A 13,674-nucleotide genomic window follows, 5' to 3' on the forward strand; every position below is an offset into this window, starting at 1 on the left:
AACCTAGGATTCAGCGATGTGGTCACCCGCCGGTTCGTTATCGAACCCCCTCACGTGCCCCCTGGGTTGGCCCAATACGCATTTGCAATAACCGTCACTATGTCATCCGTTCACAATGCCGCGTTTGATCGACTGTGCCAAAGCACAGCTTGCATCGACGACGTCTGGTTCCTTTGCGGACCCACCAGCGTCGGCGATTCAGTCCGTCATATCGCGATCGACGACGATCCGTTTGTGATCGGCCGAAAGGCCGGCACCGCGCTTCGTCTGCAATTTCGGACGGTCAGCGGAAACCACGCATCGCTGTCGGTGGTCGATGGGCGTTTGATGGTTCGGGATCTGGGCAGCACCAACGGAACCTATCTGAACGGCAAACGGCTGGAATCCGGATTGGAAACCCAGCTGAAAGACGAAGACCTGGTTCACTTTGCCGAAGCGCCATTTCGCATTCGGCGTCAGTCACCGACCGGTGTGACCGCCGGAACAATCAGTGAAAACGTTTGCGACCAAGCTCTGGCCTTGGTGCAGTTTGATCGGCTGATGAGTCAGCGTTTGGTTCGTCCGCATTTTCAACCGATCGTCAAACTGCAGGAAGACGACCAGGTCGGTTTCGAAGTCCTGGGACGCGGCAGCGTGTTTGGATTGGAATCGGTCGGCGCGATGTTCCGCGCGGCGGAGCAATTGAATCTGGAAGTGGAACTGAGCCGTTTGCTTCGCTGGGAAGGGCTGCGAATCGGACGCGACATTCCCGACGATCCAACGCTGTACGTCAACACGCACCCGAAAGAACTGGACAACATCGAAGCACTGATCGCTTCGCTGCCCGCGGTTCGTGAAATGGCGGGCGACATGAACCTGGTGCTTGAGATTCACGAAGCGGCGGTCACCAATCCCGCGGCCATGCAACACTTGCATGCCACCATGAAGGACTTGGGAATCCAATTGGCCTATGACGACTTCGGCGCAGGTCAGGCCAGACTGGCGGAACTGATCGAAGCACGTCCGGAAGTGGTGAAGTTCGACATCTCGCTGATCCGCGGCATCGATTCGGCGGACGATAACCGATTCAAGATGCTGCAGTCGCTGGTCACCATGGTCCAAGACCTGGACATTCGCGCCCTGGCCGAAGGCATTGAAACGCCTGAGGAAGCCCAGGCGTGTCGCGAGATCGGGTTTGAATTGGCCCAAGGCTATCACTTTGGCCGACCATCGCCCGCCTAAACGACGACCATCGCCCGAGTCGGTTTCTTTTCGATCGGGCTCATTCTTTCACGGGAATCAACGGTTCCCTCTTCATCGGTTCCCATCTTTCGGGTGACCGGGCCGGGCCAGGATAATGGGCGGCCATCGCTTGGTTGGATGACAACACCAACAGGCATCATCCAGCGGTTAGAATGTCACTGCCCTCAATGCAGGCAGGCGGTCCTGTGCGGGGCCAGCCCCTTCGCGGGCGATCCTTACCTGGGTGGTCGACCGGCATCGCCCGGTTCGCTTCGCCCGACTTCTATCAACCGCCACTGCCCTACCTGATTCTCCCTCCCGATCCCCATTCATTGCTGTGCAGGTGTATCACTCATGTTGAGTTTCCCGACTCGTTGGTTGATGTTGTTGCCGTTGTTGGTCACAACCGTTTCGGCGTCGGCCGAGATTTCCGTTTGTTCTTTGTTCACCGACCACATGGTCGTCCAGCGTGACAGGCCCGTCCGCGTTTGGGGCTGGACCGACGCCGGCGCCGAGGTGACGGCTTCACTTGGCGGACACGATGCCGAGGCCACGGCCGGAAGCGATGGCCGTTTTGAAATGGAACTGGCGGCGCTGCCCGCCGGCGGCCCGCACGAATTGGTCATCCAGTCGGGCAACGACACCAAGACGATTTCGGATGTCTTGGTGGGCGAAGTCTGGATCTGCAGCGGCCAGTCCAACATGGCTTGGGCCGTGCAAAGTGCCAACGATGCGGACTTGGAATCGTTGTCAGCGAACTATCCCCAAATTCGTTTGATCAGCGTTCCCCAAGTCGGCACCCAAGAACCGCAAAACGACTTCAATGGTCAGTGGTCGGTGTGTTCGCCCGACACCGTCAAGGATTTTTCGGCGGTCGGATATTTCTTTGGACGTCAACTGCACCAGACCCTCGACGTGCCGATCGGTTTGATCGACAACGCTTGGGGCGGATCAGCCGCGGAAGCATGGATCAGCCGCCAGCGATTGGAGAAGGCCGGTGAGTACGAAGACTTGCTGAACCACTGGGACGAACTGGCCAGTAACTATGACTTTGCGAAAATGAAAAAGGCCTATGAGGAGCGGCGCCAGGCGTGGATCGATGGCGGTCGCAAAGGCAATGCACCGCGTGCGCCGCGCGATGCGATGTCGGGCAACCACCGTCCGGCCAACATTTACAACGGCGTGCTGAAACCCACGATCGGATACTCCATCCGCGGTGCAATCTGGTACCAAGGAGAATCCAATTCCAGTCGCGCGTACCAGTACCGCAACCTGTTCCCGCTGATGATTCAATCTTGGCGTGATGAATGGGGCCAAGGCGAATTCCCGTTCTATTGGGTCCAATTGGCCGATTACCGTGCCGAAGTCGACCAACCGGCCGAAAGCGATTGGGCGGAACTGCGTGAAGCTCAAACGATGACGATGGACAAGCTGTCCAACACCGGACAAGCCGTCATCATCGACTTGGGTGAAGCGTCCGATATTCACCCCAAGAACAAGCAGGACGTCGCCAAGCGTTTGGCCCGCTGGGCGCTGGCCAAGGATTACGGCATCGATGTGCCTTATCAAAGTCCCCGATTCGATTCGGTGGAATTTGACGGCGACAAAGCGATCGTCAAGTTCAGCCACACCGGTCGTGGTTTGGACACGTTTGACGTTCGCGAAATGATCGGATTCACGATCGCCGGTGACGACAAAAAATTCGTCCACGCCGAAGCCAAGTTGATGCCGGGCACCAAAGACACGGTGGTCGTGTCCAGTCCCGAGATCAGCGATCCGGTCGCGGTCCGCTACGCTTGGGCCGACAATCCGATTTGCAACGTTCAATCGGCCGACGGTTTGCCGCTGACTCCGTTCCGCAGCGACGATTTTCCCGGCGTGACCGCCGGCAGAACCGCTCCGTAAAACGACACGCCGTTTGATCGCTGCTATCTGCATCTTGCTGCAAACACCAGGCCGGGTGAATCCATGTCGATTTGCCCGGCCTGGGTCGTTGATGGCTCGTGTTTCGCCAAAGCTGGATCGGAAACCTGGGCGAAAAGATCGATCTCGGTCGTGGTTTGGTCAGTCGGTTTCCGCGACGCACGGTTTTCTGCTATTACTTGGGGCATGCCCGCAGAAACGTCCAAGTCGATTTACAACGTCCCCAATCTGCTGACCTCGATCCGCCTTATTCTGGCAATCGCGGTCATGGCGTTGATTCCGTTGGCGATGTACGTCTCCGCGTTGATCGTGTTCCTGGTTGCCGTTTCGACGGACTGGATCGACGGTTATTGGGCCCGGAAATACGGCCAAGTCACAAAGCTGGGCCGGATCTTTGACCCGTTCGTGGACAAGATCATCATCTGTGGCAGTTTCATCGCGTTGGTAGAGGTTCGTGACAGCGGCGTGGCCGCTTGGATGGCAATCGTTGTCGTCGCTCGTGAATTGCTGGTGACCAGTTTGCGTGGCATGATCGAAGGATCGGGCGGCGATTTTTCCGCCAAGTCACTCGGCAAATGGAAGATGGTGTTGCAGTGTGCCGCCGTCGTCGCCGTCTTGCTAACGCTGATCGCACAGCCGGCGGCGGCATGGCTGAAATGGACATCGTTGGGTCTGCTGTGGGCCGCCGTTGGATTGACGGTCTATTCCGGATACGACTACGCCTGGGCCGCGGCAAAGATGATGCAAGATACACCCGACGCGTCGACGCCACCGAAGGATGCCGTTTGATGGGATCGGTCGTCCAAACGTTGTTGGGCGGACTGTTGTTGGCGTTGTTTCCCGCCAGCCTGATCGCCTGGATCACTCTGTTGAAACGTCGCATCACGTCCGGCCGCTTGTCGGCGTTGTTGCCGTATCGTCCGCGACCGCTACCGCACTGGTCGCCGCTGACCTTCTTGGTGTTGATGGGGCTGTTCCTGGTCGCCGGGCCGTTGGTTCGACTGGCGTTTGCCTCGGTTGGCTTGGTGGATTGGCCGGAAAGTGGAACCTCGTCATCGTCGGCCGCACCCCAGCGTTCGGCAGAATTGATGATCGGCGCGACCGTGTTTTTGGTGTCTTGTTTACTGACCGGCGTTTACATCTATGTGATGGCTCCCCAGCGTTTCGGCGTCGTGGGTCTGCGTCCGACCTGGTCGGGTGTCCGGCTGGGATTGATTGCTTCGGTGCTGGTGTTGCCGCCGCTGATGATCTTGATGGCGGCTGTCAGTTGGCTGGTGCCGTACGAACACGAAGTCTTGGACGTGATGGAAAAGCAACTGTCGGTTGCCAGCTTTTTGAAGCTGTTCTTTGTCACCGCGATCTTGACGCCGATCGTCGAAGAGTTTTCCGTGCGTGTCGTTCTGCAAGGTTCGCTGCAGGGCCTGGCCGACGCCGGGAAAGTGCGCCCCTGGCACGAAGACGGCCAGGCGGATTCGAACAACGCGACGGCCGAATCCACCCCGACGCCCCCGACCGACACCGACACGCCATCGACCGATGCCTACGCCGGAATTGAATCCGCCCAAGCCGCGTCGCATGCCCCCGAATCGACCAATCCGACGTCGACCAATCCCGTCCAGTGGGTTTATCAACCGATCCCCGGACGACCGGAACCACCACCGCCGCCGGCCGACGCGGGTGGGTTTCGTCCGGCCGATTGGCCGATCGTGGTGACCAGTCTGTTTTTCGCCTTACTGCACTTTGGCCAAGGCTTGGCACCGGTGCCGTTATTCTTTTTGTCACTGGCGCTGGGGTATCTGTACCGCCAGACGGGCAACATCACCGCGTCGATCGTCGTGCACATGGTGTTGAATAGTCTGACGATGATCGTGACCTTCGTCACGTTGATGACCGAAGCCTAATCGACGTTTGAATCGCAACGGTTGCGGTTCGGACGCTGCTTTCGCAGGAGCGAAAGGCGACTTTGGCGGCTAAGCCTTGCCGATGGTCTGTTCGATCGATGCGATCACGTCGTTGCGATCGATGTCGCTGACCAAGTCCACGTGACCGATGCGGCTGGGCAAGATAAAGCGAAGCTTGCCGTGAGCGACTTTCTTGTCACGCTGCATCACCGTCAACATCGCATCGATGTCAGCGGTGTCCATGGTGGTGGGCAACTGGCAAGCGGCCAGCAAATCGCTTTGGCGTTTCAATAAGTCCGCATCACACATGCCGATTCGGATCGCCAACCTTGCGGCCATCTGCATTCCGATCGCGACCGCTTCGCCGTGCAGCCAAGTCCCGTAACCCGTGGTGGCTTCGATCGCGTGGGCGAAGGTGTGTCCGTAATTCAGAATCGCACGACGGCCCGATGTTTCGCGTTCATCGGCGCCCACCACGCGGGCCTTGGATTCACAACTGGCGGCAATCGCATAACGCAGCGCGTCGGCATCCCGCCGAACCAACCCATCCGCATTGTCCACCAGCCAATCAAAGAACTTCGCGTCATCGATCACGCCGTACTTCACCACTTCGCCGAGGCCGCTGCGATAGGTACGATCCGGCAGCGTCGCCAAAACATCGGTATCGATCCAAACCGCTTCGGGTTGCCAGAACGCGCCGACCATGTTTTTCGCACCGGGCAAATTGATGCCGGTTTTGCCACCAACACTGCTGTCGACCATGGCCAGCAACGTCGTGGGGACTTGAACAAATCGCACCCCACGGGCAAACGTGGCCGCGGCGAACCCGGCCAAGTCACCGACCACACCGCCGCCGACGGCGACGACGACGCTGCGACGATCCGTGCCCAGGTTCAGCATTTGGTTCCAGATCCCACCGATCGATTCCACCGATTTGCTGGTTTCGCCGGAGGGGACTTCGATGACGTTCACGCGGACGGTATCACCGATCGAGTCCAAAGCCTTGGCGATCGGCGTGGCCCAGCGATTCGAAACCGCTTCGTCGACGATCAACACCCAGTGCGTCACATCGGCAGCAGCTTCCGTCAAAAAGCCCACGTCGGCACCACGGCCTTCTTGGCCGCAGATGCAAGCTGACGTGATTCGGATCGGATAGCTGCGGTCACCCAAGGGCACCGTGACGGTCCGATTCGACGATTCGTCTGTCGTGGGGGCTTGGGGGTTGGATACCATGAAAGTGAATCACCAAGGTTGGGTTCAGCCGGAATCCACTGGTTCACAGACCGCGGGGTCGATCCGGTGTCGCAAAACCAAAGCTTAGCCCGATGCGATCGGCCGTGAACCCGCCCTGTACCGCTGCGGTCAATCGTTCATGCTGTGTGCCACCGCCGGCGTCGATCGTCCGCGGGATGTCGCCCATGATTGACACTTGTTCTGTCCGCGTTTCTCCAAACCGATGATCGACGTTCGCCGATGAACGCAACCGACACCGCCATGCCAGCCGCGGCCGACACACCTCAAACGATCGATCCGCACGCCGCGGCGCCCATACGAATCACGCGTCGAGGCATTTGGATCGGTGTCGGTGTGATCGTGTTCGCAATCGTTTTTGCATTCGCCAGCATTTATGCTCGGCGAACGCGTCTGGAGCGGACTCGGCAATTTTTTGGCGCCCCGTGGATCACGGCGGTTCAGTTGGCCGACCAAGTCCAACTGTTACCAGGACCGGATGCCGATTTTGAACCTGTCAAGTTGACCGCGACGCCGGGGCTGGGGCACTTGCGACGCGCCTTGTTGGACGAACGGCACTATCAGTGGGACACCGTCACCGATGGATCCGTCGCGGACATTTCCGGCGACGACGCGATCCACATGACGTTACAGTTTTCCGATCCCATCGGTCGCCGAGTCGACAAGACGACGATTCCGATGGAACTGTCGGAGGGCTGGATCGGTACCGGCGACGGTCGGCAACGAGTCCGGGTGAAGCCACGCGTCCAGTCGGCGTTGGAATTTCAGCTGAAGATGATGAAAGACGTGTCCCAACAAACCACCGATCAACGCGATCCATAACGACACAGATCGCGGTTCGATCGGAACGCTGATGAAATCAGCGTGGAGCACTCCACAGACCCAACGCCGGGTTTTGAATGAAATAGAATCGGCTGCCGTCGACGTCGTCGTGCCAGCCGTCTTCCATTTGACCGTTGTTGTATCGCTTCATCAGCGCGTCCAAGTCGCCCGGCGTGTACCCGACACCGCGAATTTCTTCGTCGGTCAACTTGCCCGCTGCATACACGACTTCGAATCGATTCTCGGGCGACCCATGAATCAGGTGAGCCGCTGCAGACGGATCACCCGCCAAGTCTTCGTTCTCGGCAACCATCCGCAAGACATCTTCCTTGGGACGATACCCATAGCGACGGATCAGTTGGTCGATCGCAGGGTCTTCGCCGAACTCTTCGACCGCCGGTCCTAGCACGGTCAATCGACCACCGTCGGCGATGGCAAGTCGTGTCCGATAGATCGACTTGTTGCCCAGCCAAGTGCTTTTGAACTCTTTCGGATCCAGGTAGGCCACCACGTGCTTGGGGGCTTCGTCCAAGTGCGTGATGTTGACTTGTCGCGCCAATTCGGCCGCTTCGTAAAACGTTTCGTGATCGTCGCCGATGTACAGCCCACGGGTGTGCAGCGATCCGTCCTTCATCTGCTGGACCACCGTCAAGGCGTACAACAGGGGCATGTCGGCACAGAAGTGATCTTGGGCGTAGTTCAAGATCTGCCGAAGCGGCGTTTTGGCTTGGCCCAACGTGCGTTCAATGCCGTACACCGCGCTCAAGTAGTGACTTTCGTTGATCCCCGTGACGCCGCCGGTGCCGACAAAGACGTTCTTGTTGTAATTGGCCATCCCGATCACTTCGTGCGGAACGACTTGCCCGATCGAAAAGATCAGATCGTGTCCGCCGTCGACCAACATCTGGTTGACCTGTGCGGGCCAAGGCTTCTGGTAGACGCCTTCGGTGACCTCGGAAACAAAGTCGGCCGGGACTTCCCCCAAGGTTCGCACGTCGCTTCGCCAACGGTGCACGCGGAACAGGTCCAGCGGAACGCCGGGAAACATTTCGGCCAACTGTTCATCCTTCATCGCGCTGTGCGTGCCCAAGGCCGGCATGATGTCGGCGATGCCGTCCCCCATCAAATCGTGACACAACGCGGTGATTTCCCCGGCGCGGCTGAACATTCGCGTCGCATCGGGCGGCAACAACAACGCCTTTTTCGGCTTGCCGATCGCCTGGAAAACCTCCTGCAATGCCTGACGCAGGTCGTCGCTTGTCAACGATGTCGTCGGTGATCCGGTGGCGAAATGAGTGGTCATGCGTGAAAGATTCGTGTCGGGGATGAACGTTGGTCGGGGCGCCGGTCCAGTCTAGACCGGGTCGCCGTCTTGACGAAGCCCGGGAGGCGTTTCCATCATGACGCGATGAGTGTCCAAGAGATTGAAAATCGTATTCCGCACCGCGCCCCGATGCGGCTGGTCGACGAAATCGTCAGCGAAGATGACAAGCGGATCGTCTGTCGAAAGACGTTCCGCGACGACGAATCGTTTGTCCAAGGCCATTTCCCCGGCTATCCGCTGGTGCCGGGCGTGATTCAGTGCGAATGTTGTCTGCAAGCCGGCGCGATCCTGCTGCAGAAATTCACCCCCGAAGGCGACGACGTGATTCCCGTGGCGACGCGGATGGACAACGTCAAATTCAAAAACATGGTGCGTCCCGGCGACACCGTGCAGATCGAAGTCACCCTGAAAGAACAATTGTCCAATGCGTTCTTTTTGACCGGCAAGATGACGATCGACGGCAAAACCACCGCACGCTTGGACTTCGCCTGCAGCGTGACCACGCCACGGGAATCAAATTCGGCCGCACCGAAAAAGGAATCCGGTGTCTGACGAACCTGTACAAGACTATCTGGGTCTATCCGGCAAGACAGTGTTGGTGATGGGTGTCGCCAACAAGAAAAGCGTCGCGTATCGCGTCGCGTTGCAGTTGAAACAGGCCGGCGCTCGTGTGATCTATTCGGTACGCAGCGAAGCACGCAAGGAAAGCCTGGCAAAATTGCTTTCGGGCCAAGACGTGTTTGTGTGCGACGTGGAATCACAAGACGAAATCGACAACCTGGCACGGCAATTGGCCGATGCCGATGTCCGTTTGGACGGGTTGGTTCATTCGATCGCGTTTGCCGATTACAGCGACGGGATGAAGCCGTTTCACGAAACGACGCGGCGACAATTCTTGCAAGCGATGGACATTTCCGCTTTTTCGTTGGTGGCGGTGTGCAACGCGCTGCGTGATCGTTTCTGCAATGACGCGTCGGTGGTCACGATCGGCATCAGCACGACACGGATGGCCAGCGAAAGTTATGGCTTCATGGCGCCGATCAAAGCCGCCTTGGAATCATCGCTGGCGTTCCTGACCAAGTCGTTCAGCAAATTCAGCCATGTCCGCTTTAACGCGGTCGCCGCGGGGCTGCTGAAGACCAGCGCATCGGCGGGCATTCCGGGTTATGTCGATTCGTACTTGTATGCCGAAAAGGTCATCCCGCGTGGCGAAGCCGTCACGACCGATGAAGTCGCCGCGACCGCAACGTTTCTGATCAGCCCCCGCAGCAGCGGCATCACGGCCCAGTCGATCGTCGTCGACGCCGGAATGTCAATCAACTATTTTGATGCCGCCGTTGTCCAAGCCGTGACCGACGCCGACACCACGGCCTGACGATCGCCCGCCCCCATCATTGCTTTCCCCGCGTGTCCTAACATGCCTCAGTCGATTTATATCAACGGCGAGTATTTCTCTCGCGAAAACGCAAAGATCAGCGTTTACGACCACGGTCTGCTGTATGGCGATGGCGTGTTCGAAGGCATGCGGATCTATCACGGCAAAGTCTTTCGGCTGCGTGAGCACCTGATCCGGCTGTGGGAATCGGCACGAGCAATCGCGCTGGAAATTCCCATGTCGATCGACGAGATGACCGCCGCGGTCAAAGAGACGGTCAAACGCAATGAGCTGGAAGAAGGCTACATCCGCTTGGTCGTCACTCGGGGCGGAAACCAACTGGGTCTGGATCCGTTCCGCTGCGAAGACCCGCAGGTCATCATCATCGCGGACAAGATTTCGCTGTATCCCGAACAGTATTACACCGATGGACTGGACCTGGTCACCGCGGCGACGATTCGCAACCACCCCGCGGCACTGAGCCCGCGGATCAAATCGCTGAATTACTTGAACAACATCATGGCGAAGATCGAAGGCTTGCGGGCCGGGTGCATCGAAGCACTGATGTTGAACCATAAAGGCGAAGTCGCCGAATGCACCGGCGACAACATCTTCGTCGTCAAAGATGGCGTGTTGATGACGCCGCCGATCGACGCCGGCATCTTGGAAGGCATCACGCGAAACGCCGTGATCGAATTGGCGGAAAAGGCGGACATCGTGGTCCGACAAATTCCGCTGACACGTCACGACATTTTCGTCGCCGACGAATGCTTCTTGACCGGCAGCGCGGCGGAAGTCATCCCCGCGGTGAAGTTAGACGGTCGTCACATCGGCGACGGCAAACCCGGACCGGTCACCCAGCGTTTGAACGCGTTGTTCAAAGACCTGGTGAAAGAGGAATAGGCGGCAGGGTCGATTCAATTCATCTTCAACACGGGCAAGCGTCCGCGCTGTTCGATTTGTTGACGGATCGATTCGGGCGTATTGTCTTGAGGGCGTGGACGCGAGTGCGGTGACACAGCGGGCGGGCGGTAATGGCTGCCTTGTACGGTGCCGCGTCGGCGGAACTCCGATTCAATTTCGCGCAACAGGCGTGACTTGTCCAAACACCACGCCGGTTCGACCAAGAATCCTTTGGGCGCTTCGCCACTGACCCTTTCCACGATCATTTCCGGCGGCAAACGCTGCAAGAAATCCACCACGGTTTGAACGTACGTCTCGCGATCCATCAGATTCAGCGTTCCCGCACGAACCTGATCGGCCAACGGCGTCCCTTCCACCACGTACAGATTGTGGATCTTCACACTGTCGAATCCCAGCGCGGCGACCTCGTCGGCCGTCTGCATCATCATCTCATGCGTTTCGCCGGGGATGCCCAGAATGATGTGCACGCCACATTCAAACCCTCGTCCGCGGGCTCGATCGATCGCGTTGACCTGGTGACCGTGATCGTGGGCCCGGTTCATCCAAACCAGACCGTCGTTGTGCATCGTTTGCATGCCGAATTCGACCGAGACGTCATGGTCGGCGGCCAGCATTTCAAACAGTTCCAACACGCTGTCGGGAACGCAATCCGGTCGCGTCCCCACCGCCAGACCGCGAATTTCCGGCCCGTGCGATAAAGCCAGTTCGTAAATCTCCCGCAGCTGTTCGACCGGCGCGTAGGTGTTCGTCGCCGGTTGAAAATAGGCAAGAAACCCCGTGACCTTGTCGTAGCGTTTGCGAACCGTCCGGATGCCGTCGGTCAGCTGGTCCGCCACGCGTTTCAGCCGCACTCGACGGGACGGGCTGAACGACCGATTGTCACAAAAATTACAGCCTCCGCGGGCCACCGCACCGTCGACATTCGGGCACGTGAATCCCGCATCGATGCTGATTCGCTGGACTCGGCCGCCGTAGCGTCGCCGCAGGGCGGCGCCAAAAGCGTTAAAAACCAAACCTTCCGCACGCCAGGACGGGACGGTCGGCGAAATCGATTCCGGGGGGGTGGGATCAGTTGCCACGAAGATTATTCGGGTGAAAATGGGAACATTATTCGGCGTATTGCCGTTCAAAGGTCAAGGGTACGACGCATTGGTCGCATCTGATGGCCGCCCCTGTTTTCATGCTTTTCATTCCGAGACGATAGCAGTGCAAGACCGAGAGTTTCCTGAATTCGCAGGGAAATTCGGCCAGCTGACGCCATGCGGCGGCGGCGATCCGATTCCCCTGGTGAAAGAACGTTTGCTGGTCGGACGACGCCCGTCGTGCGACATCCAGCTGAAATTTCCCAATGTGTCCAGTAACCACTGTCGGTTTTCGCTGGAATCTGGCTACTGGTTCATCAAGGACCTGGGCAGCCGCAACGGCACAAAGGTCGACGGCCGCCAGATCATGCGAAAACGGGCCGATCCGAAGTGCAAGGTGTCGATCGCCAAGCACCATTACATCTTGGAATATGAGCCTCAAGCCCTGGGTGCGTTCGGTCCGCCGCCGGCCGATGACGATTACGTCGAAGAAATGCTGAAGAGTTCGCTGATGGATCGCGCGGGACTCAGCCGCCGTGATGGCAAGAAGAGCACCAATCGGGATCCGCTGGCCGATTGATCGATCGATCCGCGACGCGTCGCAACGTGACGCTTTGAAACAAGACGGCCGTCCCGGGCATCGCCTGGGGCGGCCGTTTTTCGTTGCGCGTCCGGTTGGTACAACCAGTCGTGCCCGGCCGATATCAATTTTGTCTTTCCGGTGGCCCTGGACGTCCGGGCGGTGTTGGGTTGTGATGTTTCGCAACCGCGAGACGAAAAAGCACCTCGCGGGAAAAACCGAATCCACGGTTCCCCACCGTTCCCGCCACCCTTCTTTGACGCCCAGGACGTTTGCACGATGGCCCGACTTGCCCACCACGTTTTCTTCACCCTGAAAGACCGCAGCGAAGAATCCGTCGCACGCCTGGTCGCCGCTTGTCAGAAATACTTGGGCGGACACGACGGCATGGTGGGATTCGAAGTCGGCACCCGCGAAGCCGACTACCAACGTCCGGTCAACCAAGACTATGACGTGTCGCTGTACACCGTGTTCGTCGACCGGGCCGCGCACGATGCGTATCAGCAAGCCGAACGGCACTTGCAATTCATCGCCGAGACCAAGGAAACGTGGGCCGAAGTTCGCGTGTTCGACAGCAATCTGACCGAGATGTCGAACTAAGTAGCGGTTCCGGTGCGCAAACCTGACGCCTCATTGCCCCAGTGATACCGGCGACAACGGTGAACTTGAAGGGTCGAACGATCCGAATGACAAACGGCAACGCGATCACATGGAACCAATTGGACTTGCACCGGATGTCGGTTTTCGCAAACCGGCTTGCCGGCGTCTTGGCCGATCGTAGCGAAACCACGGCGGTCGGCTTGGTCGGCACACTGGGTGCCGGCAAGACCCAGTTGACCACACTGATTGCCCGATCGATCGGTGTTGCTTCGGACGATGTGACCAGCCCGACGTTTACGCTGGCCCAACACTATCGTGGTTCTATCGGTGGCGATGCGCCAGTCACGGTGGACCTGCACCATGTCGATGCGTATCGGATTGCGGACGAAGACGAATGGTTTGAAGCCGGCATGGAAGAACTGCTGGACACCTCCGCTTCGCAAGACCATCGCGTCTGGATTTTCGTCGAATGGGCGGATCGTTTCGCCGACTGGATGCCCGACGATACACTGTGGATCCGCATCGACTGGGACACCCAATCCGCGTCGCCCGGTGACTTGCCCACTGACCTGCCCGGTGAAAATGACCAGCCACGTCGAATCACCATCACCGGCAACAAATTGCCCGCTGGACTGGCTGACGATGAATCCGCATCGTGATGATGCAGACTC

15 protein-coding genes are annotated in these 13,674 nt (G+C 58.6%); 11 read left to right on the forward strand and 4 right to left on the reverse strand.

The annotated features are described in order from the left end of the window. The first annotated feature begins 99 nt into the window (after window positions 1-99). The 4 genes from Mal65_RS14440 (at window position 100) to Mal65_RS14455 (ending at window position 5,045) form a co-directional block, all read left to right on the forward strand. Complete coding sequence (locus tag Mal65_RS14440; RefSeq protein ID WP_145298892.1) at window positions 100-1,221, forward strand: EAL domain-containing protein; 1,122 nt, start codon at window positions 100-102, stop codon at window positions 1,219-1,221. Between the two features lie 354 nt (window positions 1,222-1,575). After that, window positions 1,576-3,126: a sialate O-acetylesterase gene (locus tag Mal65_RS14445; RefSeq protein ID WP_196784167.1), complete on the forward strand. Its 1,551-nt coding sequence runs from the start codon at window positions 1,576-1,578 to the stop codon at window positions 3,124-3,126. Window positions 3,127-3,330: 204 nt separating this feature from the next. Further along, window positions 3,331-3,933, forward strand: a complete 603-nt coding sequence (gene pgsA / locus Mal65_RS14450; RefSeq protein ID WP_145304925.1) for a CDP-diacylglycerol--glycerol-3-phosphate 3-phosphatidyltransferase — start codon at window positions 3,331-3,333, stop codon at window positions 3,931-3,933. After that, on the forward strand, window positions 3,933-5,045 hold the full coding sequence (locus Mal65_RS14455) for a CPBP family intramembrane glutamic endopeptidase (RefSeq protein ID WP_165701279.1): 1,113 nt from the start codon (window positions 3,933-3,935) through the stop codon (window positions 5,043-5,045). Before pgsA ends, Mal65_RS14455 begins: the two co-directional genes overlap by 1 nt. 69 nt (window positions 5,046-5,114) lie before the next feature. On the opposite strand, the gene aroB is transcribed toward Mal65_RS14455, so the two are convergent. Both aroB and Mal65_RS26520 read right to left on the reverse strand, forming a co-directional pair. Then, window positions 5,115-6,278: a 3-dehydroquinate synthase gene (aroB, locus tag Mal65_RS14460; RefSeq protein ID WP_145298897.1), complete on the reverse strand. Its 1,164-nt coding sequence runs from the start codon at window positions 6,276-6,278 to the stop codon at window positions 5,115-5,117. Between the two features lie 43 nt (window positions 6,279-6,321). Next, window positions 6,322-6,465 (reverse strand): hypothetical protein, encoded by a 144-nt coding sequence (locus Mal65_RS26520; RefSeq protein ID WP_165701280.1) that lies wholly within the window; start codon window positions 6,463-6,465, stop codon window positions 6,322-6,324. A gap of 53 nt (window positions 6,466-6,518) precedes the next feature. Here Mal65_RS26520 and Mal65_RS14465 point away from each other — a divergent pair, with 53 nt between their 5' ends. Further along, window positions 6,519-7,118, forward strand: coding sequence for a hypothetical protein (locus Mal65_RS14465; RefSeq protein WP_196784168.1), 600 nt, complete (start codon window positions 6,519-6,521; stop codon window positions 7,116-7,118). A gap of 37 nt (window positions 7,119-7,155) precedes the next feature. Here Mal65_RS14465 and Mal65_RS14470 read toward each other — a convergent pair whose 3' ends face one another. Beyond that, the gene (locus Mal65_RS14470; protein ID WP_145298899.1) at window positions 7,156-8,421 is read right to left on the reverse strand and encodes a nickel-dependent putative hexonate epimerase; all 1,266 of its coding nucleotides are present in this window, start codon (window positions 8,419-8,421) and stop codon (window positions 7,156-7,158) included. Between the two features lie 105 nt (window positions 8,422-8,526). Between Mal65_RS14470 and Mal65_RS14475 the strand changes: the two genes are divergently transcribed. The 3 genes from Mal65_RS14475 to ilvE are packed head-to-tail and all read left to right on the forward strand — an operon-like array spanning window position 8,527 to window position 10,720. After that, entirely contained in the window at window positions 8,527-8,994 is a 468-nt protein-coding gene (locus tag Mal65_RS14475) for a 3-hydroxyacyl-ACP dehydratase FabZ family protein (RefSeq protein WP_145298901.1), read from the forward strand. After that, window positions 8,987-9,817 (forward strand): enoyl-ACP reductase FabI, encoded by an 831-nt coding sequence (locus Mal65_RS14480; RefSeq protein WP_231131137.1) that lies wholly within the window; start codon window positions 8,987-8,989, stop codon window positions 9,815-9,817. The genes Mal65_RS14475 and Mal65_RS14480 overlap by 8 nt, the downstream gene beginning before the upstream one ends. Window positions 9,818-9,859: 42 nt before the next feature. Continuing rightward, window positions 9,860-10,720 carry a branched-chain-amino-acid transaminase gene (gene ilvE, locus Mal65_RS14485; RefSeq protein WP_145298904.1) on the forward strand — a complete coding sequence of 287 codons (861 nt, stop codon included), beginning with the start codon at window positions 9,860-9,862 and terminating at the stop codon, window positions 10,718-10,720. Between the two features lie 14 nt (window positions 10,721-10,734). Here ilvE and mnmL read toward each other — a convergent pair whose 3' ends face one another. Continuing rightward, complete coding sequence (gene mnmL, locus Mal65_RS14490) at window positions 10,735-11,820, reverse strand: tRNA modification radical SAM protein MnmL/YtqA (protein WP_196784169.1); 1,086 nt, start codon at window positions 11,818-11,820, stop codon at window positions 10,735-10,737. Between the two features lie 19 nt (window positions 11,821-11,839). On the opposite strand from mnmL, the gene Mal65_RS14495 reads away from it, so the two are divergent. The 3 genes from Mal65_RS14495 (at window position 11,840) to tsaE (ending at window position 13,662) form a co-directional block, all read left to right on the forward strand. Then, window positions 11,840-12,403 (forward strand): FHA domain-containing protein, encoded by a 564-nt coding sequence (locus Mal65_RS14495; RefSeq protein WP_196784170.1) that lies wholly within the window; start codon window positions 11,840-11,842, stop codon window positions 12,401-12,403. Between the two features lie 279 nt (window positions 12,404-12,682). Continuing rightward, on the forward strand, window positions 12,683-13,003 hold the full coding sequence (locus Mal65_RS14500) for a Dabb family protein (RefSeq protein WP_145298914.1): 321 nt from the start codon (window positions 12,683-12,685) through the stop codon (window positions 13,001-13,003). An 86-nt stretch (window positions 13,004-13,089) separates the two neighbouring features. Next, window positions 13,090-13,662, forward strand: coding sequence for a tRNA (adenosine(37)-N6)-threonylcarbamoyltransferase complex ATPase subunit type 1 TsaE (gene tsaE / locus Mal65_RS14505; protein WP_196784171.1), 573 nt, complete (start codon window positions 13,090-13,092; stop codon window positions 13,660-13,662). Window positions 13,663-13,674: the final 12 nt, after the last annotated feature.

Source organism: Crateriforma conspicua, assembly GCF_007752935.1.
In the GTDB taxonomy this organism is placed as follows: domain Bacteria; phylum Planctomycetota; class Planctomycetia; order Pirellulales; family Pirellulaceae; genus Crateriforma; species Crateriforma conspicua.

Coding starts and splice junctions, on each gene's coding strand:
- Mal65_RS14440 (WP_145298892.1), top strand. CDS start 100: ATGTCATCCGTTCACAATGCCGCGTTTGATCGACTGTGCCAAAGCACA.
- Mal65_RS14445 (WP_196784167.1), top strand. CDS start 1,576: ATGTTGAGTTTCCCGACTCGTTGGTTGATGTTGTTGCCGTTGTTGGTC.
- pgsA (WP_145304925.1), top strand. CDS start 3,331: ATGCCCGCAGAAACGTCCAAGTCGATTTACAACGTCCCCAATCTGCTG.
- Mal65_RS14455 (WP_165701279.1), top strand. CDS start 3,933: ATGGGATCGGTCGTCCAAACGTTGTTGGGCGGACTGTTGTTGGCGTTG.
- aroB (WP_145298897.1), bottom strand. CDS start 6,278: ATGGTATCCAACCCCCAAGCCCCCACGACAGACGAATCGTCGAATCGG.
- Mal65_RS26520 (WP_165701280.1), bottom strand. CDS start 6,465: ATGGGCGACATCCCGCGGACGATCGACGCCGGCGGTGGCACACAGCAT.
- Mal65_RS14465 (WP_196784168.1), top strand. CDS start 6,519: ATGAACGCAACCGACACCGCCATGCCAGCCGCGGCCGACACACCTCAA.
- Mal65_RS14470 (WP_145298899.1), bottom strand. CDS start 8,421: ATGACCACTCATTTCGCCACCGGATCACCGACGACATCGTTGACAAGC.
- Mal65_RS14475 (WP_145298901.1), top strand. CDS start 8,527: ATGAGTGTCCAAGAGATTGAAAATCGTATTCCGCACCGCGCCCCGATG.
- ilvE (WP_145298904.1), top strand. CDS start 9,860: ATGCCTCAGTCGATTTATATCAACGGCGAGTATTTCTCTCGCGAAAAC.
- Mal65_RS14495 (WP_196784170.1), top strand. CDS start 11,840: ATGGGAACATTATTCGGCGTATTGCCGTTCAAAGGTCAAGGGTACGAC.
- Mal65_RS14500 (WP_145298914.1), top strand. CDS start 12,683: ATGGCCCGACTTGCCCACCACGTTTTCTTCACCCTGAAAGACCGCAGC.
- tsaE (WP_196784171.1), top strand. CDS start 13,090: ATGACAAACGGCAACGCGATCACATGGAACCAATTGGACTTGCACCGG.